The sequence below is a fragment of the Natronosalvus rutilus genome, from assembly GCF_024204665.1.
GTDB lineage: Archaea > Halobacteriota > Halobacteria > Halobacteriales > Natrialbaceae > Natronosalvus > Natronosalvus rutilus.
In genome coordinates, this window is sequence record NZ_CP100355.1 from 2,343,719 (window position 1) to 2,358,066 (window position 14,348).

General features: G+C 64.0%; 14 protein-coding genes and 1 tRNA gene. 7 read left to right on the forward strand and 8 right to left on the reverse strand.

The genetic code is table 11. From position 1 onward, the window contains the following. Position 1: 1 nt before the first annotated feature. From NGM29_RS11245 to NGM29_RS11255, 3 genes are all read right to left on the reverse strand, one after another. A complete protein-coding gene (locus tag NGM29_RS11245) occupies positions 2-1,024 on the reverse strand; it encodes a carbohydrate ABC transporter permease (RefSeq protein ID WP_254156266.1) in 1,023 nt (340 codons plus the stop codon). Next, complete coding sequence (locus NGM29_RS11250) at positions 1,021-2,508, reverse strand: extracellular solute-binding protein (protein ID WP_254156267.1); 1,488 nt, start codon at positions 2,506-2,508, stop codon at positions 1,021-1,023. The genes NGM29_RS11245 and NGM29_RS11250 overlap by 4 nt, the downstream gene beginning before the upstream one ends. Positions 2,509-2,731: 223 nt before the next feature. Further along, positions 2,732-3,808, reverse strand: a complete 1,077-nt coding sequence (locus NGM29_RS11255; RefSeq protein WP_254156269.1) for a TrmB family transcriptional regulator — start codon at positions 3,806-3,808, stop codon at positions 2,732-2,734. A gap of 123 nt (positions 3,809-3,931) precedes the next feature. Between NGM29_RS11255 and NGM29_RS11260 the strand changes: the two genes are divergently transcribed. Beyond that, positions 3,932-4,825 (forward strand): DUF8054 domain-containing protein, encoded by an 894-nt coding sequence (locus tag NGM29_RS11260; protein WP_254156271.1) that lies wholly within the window; start codon positions 3,932-3,934, stop codon positions 4,823-4,825. 45 nt (positions 4,826-4,870) lie between these two features. On the opposite strand, the gene NGM29_RS11265 is transcribed toward NGM29_RS11260, so the two are convergent. Beyond that, complete coding sequence (locus NGM29_RS11265) at positions 4,871-5,479, reverse strand: DUF6663 family protein (protein WP_254156272.1); 609 nt, start codon at positions 5,477-5,479, stop codon at positions 4,871-4,873. Positions 5,480-5,601: 122 nt separating this feature from the next. Between NGM29_RS11265 and NGM29_RS11270 the strand changes: the two genes are divergently transcribed. Next, entirely contained in the window at positions 5,602-5,931 is a 330-nt protein-coding gene (locus NGM29_RS11270; protein WP_254156274.1) for a transcription factor S, read from the forward strand. 132 nt (positions 5,932-6,063) lie between these two features. Here NGM29_RS11270 and NGM29_RS11275 read toward each other — a convergent pair whose 3' ends face one another. Beyond that, positions 6,064-6,576 (reverse strand): hypothetical protein, encoded by a 513-nt coding sequence (locus NGM29_RS11275; RefSeq protein WP_254156276.1) that lies wholly within the window; start codon positions 6,574-6,576, stop codon positions 6,064-6,066. 337 nt (positions 6,577-6,913) lie between these two features. On the opposite strand from NGM29_RS11275, the gene ppc reads away from it, so the two are divergent. Both ppc and NGM29_RS11285 read left to right on the forward strand, forming a co-directional pair. Beyond that, a complete protein-coding gene (ppc, locus tag NGM29_RS11280) occupies positions 6,914-9,604 on the forward strand; it encodes a phosphoenolpyruvate carboxylase (RefSeq protein ID WP_254156278.1) in 2,691 nt (896 codons plus the stop codon). A gap of 133 nt (positions 9,605-9,737) precedes the next feature. Then, the gene (locus NGM29_RS11285; RefSeq protein WP_254156280.1) at positions 9,738-10,193 is read left to right on the forward strand and encodes an SRPBCC family protein; all 456 of its coding nucleotides are present in this window, start codon (positions 9,738-9,740) and stop codon (positions 10,191-10,193) included. Positions 10,194-10,345: 152 nt separating this feature from the next. Here NGM29_RS11285 and NGM29_RS11290 read toward each other — a convergent pair whose 3' ends face one another. Beyond that, positions 10,346-11,296: an AAA family ATPase gene (locus tag NGM29_RS11290; protein ID WP_254156281.1), complete on the reverse strand. Its 951-nt coding sequence runs from the start codon at positions 11,294-11,296 to the stop codon at positions 10,346-10,348. A gap of 248 nt (positions 11,297-11,544) precedes the next feature. On the opposite strand from NGM29_RS11290, the gene NGM29_RS11295 reads away from it, so the two are divergent. From NGM29_RS11295 to NGM29_RS11305, 3 genes are all read left to right on the forward strand, one after another. Next, positions 11,545-11,629, forward strand: a tRNA-Ser gene (locus NGM29_RS11295). 365 nt (positions 11,630-11,994) lie between these two features. Continuing rightward, a complete protein-coding gene (locus tag NGM29_RS11300) occupies positions 11,995-12,210 on the forward strand; it encodes a hypothetical protein (protein WP_254156282.1) in 216 nt (71 codons plus the stop codon). A 22-nt stretch (positions 12,211-12,232) separates the two neighbouring features. After that, on the forward strand, positions 12,233-12,778 hold the full coding sequence (locus tag NGM29_RS11305; RefSeq protein ID WP_254156283.1) for a GNAT family N-acetyltransferase: 546 nt from the start codon (positions 12,233-12,235) through the stop codon (positions 12,776-12,778). Positions 12,779-12,784: 6 nt separating this feature from the next. Here NGM29_RS11305 and NGM29_RS11310 read toward each other — a convergent pair whose 3' ends face one another. Beyond that, positions 12,785-13,465 carry a DUF7978 family protein gene (locus tag NGM29_RS11310; RefSeq protein WP_254156284.1) on the reverse strand — a complete coding sequence of 227 codons (681 nt, stop codon included), beginning with the start codon at positions 13,463-13,465 and terminating at the stop codon, positions 12,785-12,787. Between the two features lie 149 nt (positions 13,466-13,614). Continuing rightward, positions 13,615-14,229, reverse strand: a complete 615-nt coding sequence (locus tag NGM29_RS11315; RefSeq protein ID WP_256548158.1) for a GNAT family N-acetyltransferase — start codon at positions 14,227-14,229, stop codon at positions 13,615-13,617. Positions 14,230-14,348 lie beyond the last annotated feature (119 nt).

Below are 14,348 nucleotides of genomic sequence, written 5' to 3' on the forward strand. Positions count from 1 at the left end.
GTCAGATCCCACCCTCCTTGTACTGCTGGTAGATGACTCCAATTACGGCCACGCCGATGATGCCAGCGGTCACGAACGCGACCGCGGAGGCGAGCCCTCGACTCGAGTAGAACGTCTCGACGACCATGCACGACAGCGAGGGGACTGTCGTACAGCTCGAGACGGAGTCGATCAGGCCGTAGACGCGCATGGCGTCGATCGTCCGGAAGAGGACGGCGATGCCGAGCGCCGGGAGGACGAGCGGGAACGTGATGAGCTTGAACTGCTGCCACCGCGTGGCGCCCGACACCTTCGCGACGTCGTAGAGGCTCCGGTCGATGCTCTGGAGCCCCGCGAGGATGAGCAGGGCCATGAACGCCGTCGTCTTCCAGATGTCGGCCACGGTGACGATCAGGAACGCGCTCGAGGGATCGTTGAGGGTGTTCGTCGGGGCGACGATGCCGATCGACGAGAGGTACTGGGTCAGGAAACCGGTGCTCGGGTGGAACATCAGGTAGAAGATCATCCCCTGGATGACGAGCGGAATCGCCCACGGGATGATGATCGCCGCGCGGACCCACCGGCGGCCCCGGAAGTCCTTGTCCAGGACGAGCGCCTGGCCGAATCCGATGATCGTCTCGAAGAAGACGCTGATGGCGGCGAAGAGTATCGTCACGACGAGTGTGCTGCGTGCCCAGCCCTCGACGTGAACGAACGGGAAGTTCCCGCTCGTAGTTACATCGGGGAGGAAGGTCACTGAGCCGGGGAGTTTCGGGTTCGCGTCGCCGCTGAACAGGTCGACGTAGTGCTGGAGGCCGACGAACTCCGCCTCGCCGTCGCCCAGAATGCCCGTGTACATCGACAGCTCGAACGTTCGCAACAGGGGGTAGAGTGCGATCGTCCCAAGCAGGACGAATACGGGGGTCAACAGGAGGTACGCGAACGCAGTCTCCCCGAGGTTCTCGAGCCACCGCGTGGCCGCGACGAGCGGCCCCGATCGCCGCGATTCTCGAGCGGTCCCGGCCGCCTCACCTTCGGTGCTCATTGTGAGGATTCGATGTCCTCGATGGAGGTCTGGAGTTCGGCGGCGGCCTCCTCGGGGCTCTTCTGGCCAGCGACGGCCTGGTTAGCCTGTTCCGCGATCGCGTTTGCCTGGGAAGGCCACTCCGTGGTGACCGGGCGGGGCATCGCTCCCTCGCCAGCGACCTGAAGCGTGTTCATGTAGTGGGCCACGACGCCAACGGCGTCGGGGTCGGTCGCCTCCTCGGACTCGAAAAGGTTGGGCTTCGGTGGTAGCCACGCGATGGCCTCGAGCATCCCGAGGTTGAAGTCGTCCTCGGTCATGGCGGTGAGCACCTCCAGTGCCTGCTCCTTTCGCTCGGCATTGGGATTCATGCAGATGTGCCAACCGCCCTGGGCCGAGGTCGAGCCACCCGTACCCGGGTAGGCACCCTCGCCGTCCTCGACGGCGTAAGGGAGTGGCATCACGCCGAGGTCGTCCTGCCCTTCGAAGTCGTAGTCGCCGCTGAGGGTCTCGACGATCGAGTACGGCCAGTTGCGATGGAACGCCGCTTTGCCCTCCGTGAACGGGGAGAGTGCGGGGTTCTCTTTCCACTGGGTGATGTCCGGCGACGCCACACCGACCGGATAGTCGTCGAGCGTGTACTCGTCTTCCTCCTGGGCGGCGAGGGTGTACATCATGCTGAGCGCCTCGATGAACTCCGGTTCGTCGATGGTGACCGGGCGGTCGCCAACCGGTCCGCCCAGGTTCTCCTCGCCGCCGAAGTACGCGCCGCCGAAGGAGGTCATGACCTCGTTGAACGTGCAGCAGGCGGTCCCCTCGTAGATGTCCCACTGGGTCGAGAAGCCGAACTCGGCGTTCGACGCCTCGGTGACCTCCTGGGCCGTCTCGGCCCACTCCTGCCAGGTCATCGGCTCGGTCTCCCACTGTTCGAAGTCCTCGTCGGAGTACCCGGCTTCGCGTGCGTATCCCTTGTTGTACAGCATGACCGCGTAGTCCGGGAACAGCGGAACGCCGTAGAGGTCGCCGCTCTCGGTGTCGCGAACCGTGTTGGTGAACGCCTCGAAGTAGTCGCTGTCGATCCGGTCAAGGGTATCGTCGTCGAGTTCCTCCGACAGGTTGGCGATGTAGCCCTGTTCGATGAACACGTTCGCCCACCCCGTGTCCATCATGAACAGGTCGGGGCTGGACTCCTCGGCCTCGAGCAGCGATATATACTGGTCTCGCTGCGCGCCGGAGTCGTCCTCCTGGGAACTGAAGTCGATTTCGACGTCGTCGCTCAGCCCGTTTTCGTGGAGCAGGTCCGGGAGGTTGTCCTCGATGTCCGAGATGGTCGTCGATCCCATCGCGATCGTTATGGTGTCCCCGGAGCCGCCATCGCCTTCGTCGCCGTAGATACACCCCGCGAGACTCACCGCGGCCCCGCTCGCCCCCGCTGCTTTCACGAACGTCCGACGCGAGACGCTCGAGTCGATTCCGTCGCTCCCCTGTGAGTTTCTCTCACTCATAGCCGGAGATAACAATGTCGTTCGTATTTATAACTACTGGATCAGGTACAACAGGTGTTGTAAATGAAGCGAAGACAGTCGTCGAGCGGTATGTGTTCTGGAGAAGACATCGTCTGCGGTACGTTCACCGAACCGAGACGGCGGATTCGATGCGACGACGTTACTCAACAATAGCACCCGAACGTAGTAACCATTCATGAAGAGGTAATACTTCACTAATTCCTCAAGCGCTCGAATTGATCGTGATGCGAGTCGCCTCGAGGTCCTCGAGCATCGCGCCCCAGCCACCGACGGTAACGGGTCCGTCTGTGGTCTCGAGGGTGATCGACGCCTCGCCCGCAAGCTGGGACAGCGGGGCCGGGTGATCGGCTTCCGTCGCGACGCCTGCGTAGGTGGCGTCCGTCACCGTCCCAGACTGCGTGACCTCCAGTCCCGAATCCGTCTCGATTCCCTCGACCGTGGCCTCGATGGGCACCCCGTCCTCGAGCAGAGGGATGACGTCACGGAGGCAGTGTCGGAGGTCGACGTAGGTGACGGGGAACTCGTCGTTCCGAGCCGAGTAGATCGTCTCGTGGACCTCCCAGAGGCTGGTCAGGAAGTACCAGTGGAAGACGAAAGTGTGTGTCCGGTCGTTGACGATGACGCCGTACTCGTTCGTCGAGTACCCGTGCGGGGAGAAACACGTCCAGGACCGATCGACGAGCGCGACGAACGGCGAGGGGATCGGCCGACGTCGGGCCTCCGTACAGGTACGCGCCAGCGACTCCGTCGACGGGAGGTCCATCTCCCCGTCGACCGCGGGAAACAGACACACCTTCACGTCGGTGCCCCGCTCGAGGGCCGCCGCGAGTGCGTCCTCGAGTTCGTAGTACTGCTCGACCGTCAGACCGACCTGCACCTGCGTCGTCGCTTCCCGGATCAACTCGTCGGCCTGTGTCAGCACCGTGTCGAGCCGTTTGACGATGCTGACTTTGTGGTCCTCGATATCGGGCCGGTTCCAGCGCTCTTCTATCTCGGCGGCGGCCGTCTCGAAGCGACTCGCCCGCGAGCGAAGGTCGGCGAGAACCTCGCCCGGGTCGTGGGCGCGGGCGTGCAGGCTGTCCTGTTCGTAGAGTTCGATGTATCCATCGTCCTCGAGGCCGCGCAGGACGTCGTAGATCCGCGGGTCGGGGACGGAACTGGCTTGGGCGACGTCGGTTGCCGACGCAGCGCCCAGTTCGAGCAGCGTCACGAATGCGTCGGCCTGGTACGGCGAGAGGCCCGCGTCTTCGAGCGTCGCGACCAGTTCGTCACCGTCCATGTCGAACCACCGGCCCGCTGGACTGTAGAGGGCGCACGTTCATTCCAGTCGACGTATAACACCTGTTGTAAAAAGCCTGTCTCCAGCGCCACACTCAAGCCGTCCCACCAGAAATTGCCCCGTATGGCTACACCGCTCGAGCGCGTTCGGCGCCCGGAGTACACCGGGGAGAATCGCTGCTGGCCGTGTACGGTGACCAACGTCGTGCTACTCGTCGCGGCGGTCGGCGTCCTCGCTCTCAGGGGGCGGCGGCGGACCGCGGTGGGGGTCGCAACTGCTGGCGTCGCCGGGATCGGCCTCCGGGGCTACCTCGTCCCGTACACGCCCCGCCTGGCGCCGAAGCTCTTCGCCAGGCTGCCGGTCGATCCGTTCGGTCACGAGAGGGGGTCGACGACCGGATCGCTGGCCGACGCCACCGGGTCCGGAGTCACCGACGAGACCGCAGAGACCCGGCCCGCGTCGACGGCGAGTTCGACCGCATCCACGGACACGTCTTCGGACCCGAGCGACGACACCCCACCGGACGGGGAAGTCGTCCTCACTACGCTGCTCGAGGCCGGCGTCGTCGACCTCGAGGCCGAGGACGTGGTGCTCGACCCGGGCTTCCACGAAGATTGGCGTCGTGAGATGGCATCGCTTCGCTACCTGGACCTCGAGGCGCTGGCCGACGTGGCCGACGAGGTGACGCCGCCGAACGTTGATACGCGTACCCGCCAGCAGTGGGGTCGCCCCGTCGTCATCCTGGACCCGGCCGAGGGCGCACCCGTGACACTCCACCAGGGAGTCGCCATCGCCGAACTCGCCGCGGCTCGCGCGCTCGAGGAGCGGGTCGACGACGCGGTCGCTCGCGCTGCGGGGCGCCCCCTTCGGTCGCTCCTCGAGGAGTGCCCGCTCTGTGGCGGCGAGGTGACGATCACGCGTGCGAGTTGCTGTGGCGAAGCGACGCCGGTCGGCAAGACGCCGCAGGAAAAACTTGTCTGCCCGTCCTGTAACGTCCGCTTTTTCACCTACGAGTGAGCGGCCAGGTCGCGGTACTCGCCCCGCGACTGAAAGGGACGGTTCCTACCCGGCAATCCCGTACGTCTCGCGCATCTTCTCCTCGAGTAACCCGTCCGGATCGAGGACGATGGTCACGAGCACGAACGGCTCGTTTACGTCGAGCACCCAGACTGAAAACGGTGGCTCGGTCGACTCGGCGGCGCGCTCGAGCAGGGGCTCGAGGGGCTTCTCGCCGTCGCGAAACTCGGCGTAGAGGTCGCGCTGTCCCGGCTGATCCGCGAACGTGTAGACGACGCCGTTGGGGCGACCGTCGGTGTCGTGAATCACGCGGGCGTTCATCGCCTCGCCCGCTCGTCGGGCCTCCTCGAAGCAGTGCTGGGCGGCCTGGAAGACGGGAGCGTCCGTCCGACGGAAGCGAAATCGCGTCGACTCGAGAACCGTCCAGGAAGTGAGTCTGGGTTCGCCGTCGTCCCAGTCGAGCGTTGCCTCGATCCGGTTACCGTGGTCGAGTCCAGGGTCGTTTCGATCCGCGTCGTCGTCCGAATCGGGGTCGCCGTCCGGGTCGGGTCGCTCGACGTACGTTGGATCGGCCGTATCGACCTCGAGGAGGAGCCACTCGCCTGCGGTCCGGCCCGGGAGGACGCGGACAGTGGTCTCCGTGGTCTGGTTCATACGTGATACTCGCGGATGGAGGGCGAAATACTCACCGTCTCGAGGGTGGAAAGACGTTCTCGACACGCCTCGGCCGGGCTGCCTGACGCATCGTTTTTGCCCCTCGAGCCGATACTTCGAGTATGCAGTTCTGCGACGATTGCGGTTCGATGATGAAAGCCAACGGGGACCACATGGTCTGCACCAACGACGACTGCGGCGCGTCGACGGCTCGAGACCGGGAGCAAGAGGCCTCGTTCGTCACGACCGAATCCCAGACGTTCGACGACGTGATCGAGTCCGACGCGGACGCGAACTTCGAGGGAAAGCCAATCGCGAACGACGTCCGCTGTGACAAGTGTGACACCGAGGAAGCCTGGTACACGATCAAGCAGACGGCCTCCGCCGACGAGCCGCCGACGCGGTTTTTCAAGTGTACCGAGTGTGGCTATCGCTGGCGCGAGTACAACTGAGGTAGTGAGGGTGTCTCGAGGGTACCGTTGAACTCACGATACCCTCGAAAATAGACGTCGAATTGCTGTGCTGTTAGGTGAACGCAGTGAATTCGCCGACGCTACCGACGAACGAAAAACAGAGTGGGGGACTCATTCCACGCTGAGAGTCGATGCGCGGATGCTGAGCAAGGCCAGCACGGCGCCGATGACGAACACGACCGCCGCGAGGTAGATCGGGCCGAGATGGGTCACCCAGTCGTGGGCGAACCCGCCAGTGTAGTGCATTGGGAGGGCGATCACCAGTCCGAGAACGGCCGCCGTGACCGCCGTCGCCCACGCCCACAGCTGTCCGCTGCGGACGCCGTACCACGCCAACGCCGTGATGGCGATCCCCGTCGTTAGAATGAATCCGGCGAGGGCGACGTGAGCGTGGGTGATGTAGTACGCCACTTCGGGGTAGGTTGCGGCCAATTCCACCCGGGTGACCCCATCGAGGGTCGCCACGCCGAGTTCGAATCCGGTTCCCGTCAGTGCCCGAACGAGGAAGACGATGCCGTAGCCGACGAATCCCAATCCGGCGAGCGCCATCAGGAGTGAACCATTTCGCAAGCGAGCGTCAGTTTCGATCTGCGCTTCGTGTACGGTCGATTGTTCTGTTGCCATATTCATCACCAATTATAATGCACTACTCGAGAAGCCATATACCATTCTTCTAATAAATTGGTCACTCTCTCGAGGAGGGGTGTGGCCCTGGGTGCAGATTCAGGAATTGCAGAAAACAAATCTATACTGATATGATAGGGGGAGGCTTCGACTCCGCCAAGAAGGGCTCGAGCGGGTCCAACGGAACCGGATCGAGGACTACCGGCGAACAGGCCAGGCTCACGGATGCGGTCGCTTCATTAGTTCCCGGAACCCACAACCTTCACGAAAGACGATTCACGTGGCAAACTTTCGCGCTGTACGGAGTTTTTAGCAATAGGGCCCGTAGAGTGTTGGTATGCGACTGCACAACAGGGAAGTCCGACAGGACGTTCGTGAACTCGGGGCCCTCCTGGGTGACGTCCTCGAGGACCAGACGTCGCGTCGTGCGTTCGACACCGTCGAATCCTGTCGAACGGCCGCCATCGACTACCGCGCGGGAGACATCGAGTCCCGGGAGCCGCTGGCTACCGAACTCGAAGGACTATCGCCACACCAGCAACGCGTGGTCGCCCGTGCGTTCACGACCTACTTCGAACTGATCAACCTCGCCGAGGAGCGCGAACGCGTCCGGTCGATCCGTCAGGACTCCCAGGACGGAACGCTCGACGACAGCCTCGAGACGGCCGCCGAGGAACTCTCGGAGGCCGACCTCGAGACCGTCGCAGGCATCCTCGACGACGTGCTCATTGAACCGACGTTCACCGCCCACCCGACGGAAGCCCGTCGGAAGACGGTCAAATCCAAGCTCCGAACGGTAGCGACCCACCTCGAGACGCTAGACGAGCGGTTGCTGACCGACAAGGAGCGCGAGCAGGTCTGGCGGGACGTCGACGCCGAGGTGACAAGCCTCTGGCAGACGCCGCAGGTTCGCAAGCGCCAGCCCGAACCCGAAGACGAGGCCCGGAACGTCCAGTGGTACCTCGAGAACACGCTCTTCGACGTCGTCGGCGAGGTGTACGACGAACTGGCCGACGCGCTGGACGACGAACTCGACGGGGCCATCGACGTCCCCAAACTCTTCGAGTTCCGCTCGTGGGCCGGAAGCGACCGCGACGGCAACCCCTACGTTACGCCCGAGGTGACGGCCAACACCCTCGAACGGCAACGCGAGGTCGTGATCGACCGCTATCGCGAGCAACTCAAGCGGCTCTCGGGCGTGCTCAGCCAGGACGGCAGTCGGATCACCACCGGCAACACGTTCGACGCTTCCCTCGAGGCCGACCGGGAGCGACTACCGGGCAGTGCGAAAACGGCGAAGGAACGCTACCCTGGCGAGCCCTACCGCCAGAAGCTCAAGTTGATGCGCGAGCGCCTCGAGCGCGTCGGCGACGTGCGCCCCGGCGGCTACGATGACGCCGACGAACTCGTGGAGGACCTCGAAATCATCGCCGACAGCCTCCGGGAGAACAGCGGGGAAACCGTGGTCGAGGCTCACGTCGACCCCCTGCGTAGACAGGTCGCCACGTTCGGCCTCTCGCTGGCCAGCCTCGACCTGCGCGATCACCGCCAGAACCACACGGACGCCATCGACGAGGTCCTCTCGCGGGAAGGCATCGAGTACAAGTCCCTCTCGGAGGACGAACGCGTCGAGTTGCTCACCGACGCCGTCCTCCAGGATCAGCCGATCGTCGACCTCTCCCGGACGGAGGACCTCTCGGACACCTCGAGCCGCGTCGTCACCCTCTTCGACAGCCTCGCCGACTGGCAGGCCGAGTACGGCAACGAGGCCATCGACACCTACTGCATCTCGATGAACAATGAGCCCTCTCACGTTCTCGAGGTGCTGTTCCTGGCCGACCAGGCCGGTATCGTCTCCCTGCCGGAACACTGCGGCATCGACATCGTGCCACTGCTCGAGACGGAGTACGCCCTCTCGGGCGCTCGACGCATCATGGGGACGCTGTTCGACAACGAGGCCTACTCGCAGGTGCTCGAGGCCCGCGGGCGCACCCAGGAGATCATGCTGGGGTACTCCGACTCGAACAAGGAGAACGGGTTCCTGGCGGCGAACTGGTCGCTGTACAAGAACCAGCGCCGACTCGGTCAGATCTGTGACGACTACGACGTGACGATGCGCCTGTTCCACGGCCGCGGGGGGTCCATCTCCCGCGGCGGGGGCCCGATGGGAGAGGCCCTGCTGGCCCTGCCGAACAGCACCGTCACCGGCCAGGTCAAGTTCACCGAGCAGGGGGAGGCAATCGCCGAGAAGTACGGCAACCCTCGCATCGCCGAGCGTAACATCGAACAGATGCTCAACGCCCAGTTGCGAGCGCGAAAACAGGCGATCGAGCAACCCGAGGAGCGCATCGAAGAGGAGTGGGTCGAGGCGATGGACACCATGGCCGATGCGGCCCGCCAGGAGTACCGCGACCTGCTCGAAACCGACGGCTTCGTCCAGTACTTCGAACAGGCGACGCCCATCACCGTCATCGAGGACCTCGACCTGGGCTCGCGGCCGGCCTCCCGGAGCGGCGAACGGACGGTCGAGGACCTGCGGGCGATCCCGTGGGTCTTCTCCTGGACGCAGGCCCGGTGCATCCTGCCGGGCTGGTACGCCGTCGCCGACGGCATCGACGCCTACCTCGAGAACGGTGGCGACGTCGAGACCCTGCAGACGATGTACGAGGAGTGGCCGTTCTTCCGCACGACGCTCGACAACGCGGCGCTCTCGCTCTCGCGAACGGAACTCGAGATCGCCGAACAGTACGCCGACCTGGCGACCGAGGACTTGCGAGAGCGGTTCTTCCCGCGAGTGACCGAGGAGTACGAGCGCGCGGTCGACCTGGTCAAGACGATCGGCCAGCGCGAGACTCTGCACACGCGCGACTGGATGGGCGAGAACCTCGAGCGACGGAACCCCTACGTCGATCCGCTCAACTTCCTCCAGACACACCTTCTGGGGCGAACCCACCGAACCGACGTCGAAGAGAGAACGCTCAGGCTGACGGTCAAGGGGGTCGCTGCCGGGATGAAGAACACAGGGTAACGGCCCCCGACGTCGCGTCGCCGAGCATAGCCTTATTACCTCAGCGTACCTATATTAGGCGAGTCAGCCGTCGTCGTACCCGATTCCTTCGAGAGGTAAGTGCGTGATTCGAGTTGACACATAGATGATATAGATGCCCACGTTCGAGCACACGATCGAAATCGAAGCGCCCGTAGACCGCGTCTTTCAGCTCGGGATCGACCCCGAGAACTGGCGCCGCACCATGCCCAGCCTGACTGACGTCGAGACCGTCGAGGAGGCCGACGACGGCCTCCGGATGAATGCCACCTACAAGATGCTGGGTACCTCGATGGACGGTAAAATGGAGATGCGGATCGTCGAACCGAACGAACACACGATCACCACGTTCGAGAGCCCCGGTATGACCGGGGAGCTACACTACTACTACTCGGAGACCGATTCCGGGACGAGGGTCGTCCAGCGGGCCGATTACGAGTTCGGCGACTCGCTGTTCGAGCGCGTGCTCGAACCCGTCGCGAAGCGGTACAACAAGCGCCAATTCAGAAACTCGCTCCGGACGTCCAAAGAGCTCGTTGAAGACGAGGTAACGCCGGAAATCGAAGCCTGAGCCGACACTGTTAGGTCTTTTTTAGCGATATCGAGAGCCGGGACGGGGTCGTGTCGAGGTGTTCCAACCGCTCTCGATAGCGTTTTCCGTGAAGCGAGGTATTCCGATGTCTCGCGATAACGTTCGTCCGAGTCTCGAGTCCGTCGTTCCCGTCACTCGAGCGTCGGTACCGGCACCGAATCCAGCACGGCGTCGACGATCTGGGACTTCGAGACCTCGTTGACCGTCGCGTCGGGCGTGAGCACGAGGCGGTGGGCCATCACCGGGTGGGCGACGCGCTTGATGTCGTCCGGGGTGACGTACTCCCGGCCCGCGATGGTCGCGCAGGCGCGAGCGGCCTCGAACAGGCGCTGGGTCCCGCGGGGAGAGACGCCGACCTCGACGCGGCCATCGGTCCGGGTCTGTCGAGCGAGGGCGACGACGTACTCGAGGAGGTCCTGGTCAACCGTCACGGTCTCGGGAACCTGCCGGAGGGCGGTGACGTGCTCGGGTTCGAACACCGTCTCGATGGAGGGACTCATCTCGTCGCGGCTCGCTCGCCGCTGGAGGAGTTCGATCTCTCCACCTTCGTCGGGATACCCCATCGAGGTCTTCACGAGGAAGCGGTCGACCTGCGCCTCGGGGAGCGGGAACGTCCCCTCCTGTTCGACGGGGTTCTGGGTCGCGATGACGAAGAACGGCTGTGGCAGCTGGCGGGTCTCGCCGTCGGTCGTCACCTGCCCTTCCTCCATCGCCTCGAGCAGCGCGGCCTGGGTTTTCGGCGGCGCACGGTTGATCTCGTCGGCGAGGACGATGTTCGCGAAGATGGGACCTTCGTTGAACTCGAACTCCCGGTCCTGCTCGTTGAAGACGTGGGTGCCGGTCACGTCGGATGGGAGGAGGTCCGGGGTGAACTGGATGCGCGAGAACGACAGTCCGAGGGCGGTCGCGACGCTGCGGGCTGTGAGGGTCTTTCCCGTGCCGGGGACGTCCTCGAGCAGGACGTGCCCGCGTCCAACGACGCCGAGGAGGACGGTCTCGAGAAATTCACGGTCGCAGATGACGGCCTTGCCGATCGCGTCGAGTACCGTATTGCACTCTTCGCTGGCCTGAGTGACGTCCATGACGTCGGACTCGAGGGGGTCGCCCATATTTCTTCTGTTATTGTCACGTTCGGGGTGGTGGTGAGCAGGTGGTGTGATTGGGGTAGCGGCAGCTCGAGTAGATGGTGCTCGAGTCGGTGACGACTCAAGGCGATGGTTTCGATGCTGGTTCCGGTTCTAATATCGGGCCGGTCGCGACCGTGGTAACTGACCCCGCGCCTGCGAGAAACCGAAACGGCTAAAATCACCACCCGGCTACGTACGAGTGAGCCGAGATAGCCTAGCCCGGCCAAGGCGGCAGATTCGAAATCTGCTGTCCCCACGGACACGGGAGTTCAAATCTCCCTCTCGGCGTTTTCACGATCCAACTCGCGAGCGTAGCGAGCGTCCGGATCGTGAAAAACCAGATCATGGCGTTTGAATCAAGGGGTAAACCGAACGCAGTGAGAGTCGACCGTGGTCCAAATCACCCTCTCGGCGATGACAGTCAGGAATCCACTATTGTTTCTATACCAAAAGACTTCGAAACCCATAGTATTGATCTCTGGAGATCAGTCTCGAGCACCCGCCCAAACCCGTCTCCCACCGTTCGACGGTAGATTCTCCCCGATACGAAGGAGGGCAGAAGAACGGTCGGACACGTCGCTGAGCACAAGCCCGCCCGAATGTGTGCGTGGCTAAACGGGACCTTGAAGTACGCCTCGAGGCCATACTCGAGTATGAACCATCGTCAGCGGACGATCACCGCCGTCCTGTGGATCAGCGTCGCGGGCGTGATGGCGATTACACTCGAGCCGTCGGTTCCCACGGATCTTGCGGAGGCCGCCCGCCTGTTCGTCGTCGTTCTGGCGCTCGGTCTCGCGGGCGTGTACCTCTTCGATCCCTGGGGGCTGATTAGCCGAACGCACCAGATCGGGAAATCGGGCGAGCCTTAGCCCCTCGCGACCATCGGCGGGTATGGACACGACCGTCGAGCCGACGATCCGACCGTACAGCCCGACGACCGACGCGGACGACCTCTGGGCGCTCAAACAAGCGTTCGAACTGGGACTTGGCGAGGGAACGGGCGACGACGGGAAATCCGAGCGGTACGAATCGAAGCTCACCGACGCCTACCGCGAGGGCTACCTCGAGTGGGTCGAACGCTGTCGGGACGAGGAGCCAGAGGCGGTGACGGTCGCCGCCGTCGAGCCGGAATCGGTCGAGGAGAGAAATGAGCGGAAATCGACGCTCGTCGGCTATGTCTTCGTCCTTCCGGAGTCGCTCGCGTACATCTGGGACGCGGCTATTCTCAACGAAATCTACGTCACTCCCGACGCGCGCGGGACCGGCGTCGCCGACGCGCTGATGGAGCGAGCGCTCGCGGTCGCCCGTGCCCAGGATCTGCCGCTCGAGCGACTCGTACTCGACGTCGACCGGGAAAACGACCGGGCGCAGGCGTTCTACGAGCGCCACGGGTTCGCCCACTGGGGCGAGATGGTCGCTCGAGAGCTTGGAGAATAACGGCGGTCACGAAGCTCGAACGCCACCGCTAGCGCGGAGCCGAACGAGGGCGACGGCGCCGAGCGCACCGAAGACGATTGGATAGCCGATGCCGGCGACGAGTATCGACTCGAGCGGCGAAGGCCGGATTACCGCACCCTCGATCGCGACCGTCGAGAGGAGCACGGCGACGATCGTGACGGCGAGGTAGCCGATGGCGACCATTGCGCCGTCGATCGCTGCCTCGGTGATCGACTCGAGACGCTCGAGTTGATCGTATGCGCAGTACGCGCCGGCCAGCGCGATGACGAGCGGTGGAATCAGCAGGAGGAGCCACTCGGCGCCGCTTCCGTCGAGGACGACGTTCTGTTCCGGCGGCAAGAGTCTGAAGAGCCCGCGCCGCGGCACCTCGGTCGCCACCCCGTGGGCGTTGAGGTAGGTCCAGGCGACCAGTTCGGCGGTGAGCGTCTCGCCCGCAGCGGACTCGAGGACGTCGGTTCGGAGGTCGGCGCGAATCGACTCGCGAGCCAGCCCGTAAGTGACCGCGTAGCCGGCGACCCAGGCGAGGGCGCCGGCGACCACGCCCAGAAACAATGGGCGAAGGTCCCCCGCTGCGTCCGGCTCGTCCGTACTCGTTCCGGTCCCGTCGCTGGCCGCGTCGTTTTCGCTCGACGCCTCGACGCTCGAGTCCGGTATCGCGTTCGTCATCTCGAGTTCCCTGAGCGTACTGTTTGTGGGAGCGACCTAAACTTTCTTCATCCTTCGTCGACTATCTCGGTCGTCCTGGCTGGTGCCTTCGACGTCGCTCACTCGGTCATCGTCACTCACCGAGCAACGACGTTCACTCGAGTACCACCTCACTCACGAACCGTATACGCCGTTTCGGGACGATTCGTCTCCCATGCCTCGGCGGTGATCGTGTACCGGTGCAGGTCGCGGATCTCGCCATCGAGTGGCACCCAGTTTCGCAACACCCCGTCGTACGTCCCCCCGTACCGCTCGACGTACTTCTCGATCGCCCGCTCCGACTTTGCGTTGCCTTTCAGGTAGCCCACGGAGACCACCTCGAGGTCGAGGCGGTCGAACGCGATAGCCATGGTCGCCGCAGCGCGCTCGCTCGAGTAGCCGCGTCCCCAGAACGGTTTGCGGAGCCAGAGGCCGAGTCGGGCGGTGCGCTTCTCCCAGAGCGGGATGAGGCTAGCGACGCCGGCGAACTCCCCGGCGGCGGGTTCGCCCTTGAGTGGATAGATCGCCCAGTTCGCTCGCGTATCATCGTTCCACCCCTCTTCGGACTCGAGGAGGTACTCGCGAGCATCGTTCGGCGTCTCGTGGACGTCGGTCGTGAGGTGCGTGGCGACCGCCCCGAAGTCAGTGGCCGGGTTCGTGTACTCGTACAGCTCGAGGGGCGCGATCGTGTCGGTCGTCAAGGGCTCGAACCGAAGTCGATCGGTTTCGAACGTCTCGGGGAACATTCGGCGAGACGTTCCGCGACGAGGACCGTCACTCTTTGGGCGTTATGTGAGTACGTGACGTTCCCGGATAGGGATTGCGCGACGTTCCAAAACAGCGGCTGTGCATTCCAGCTGACAGG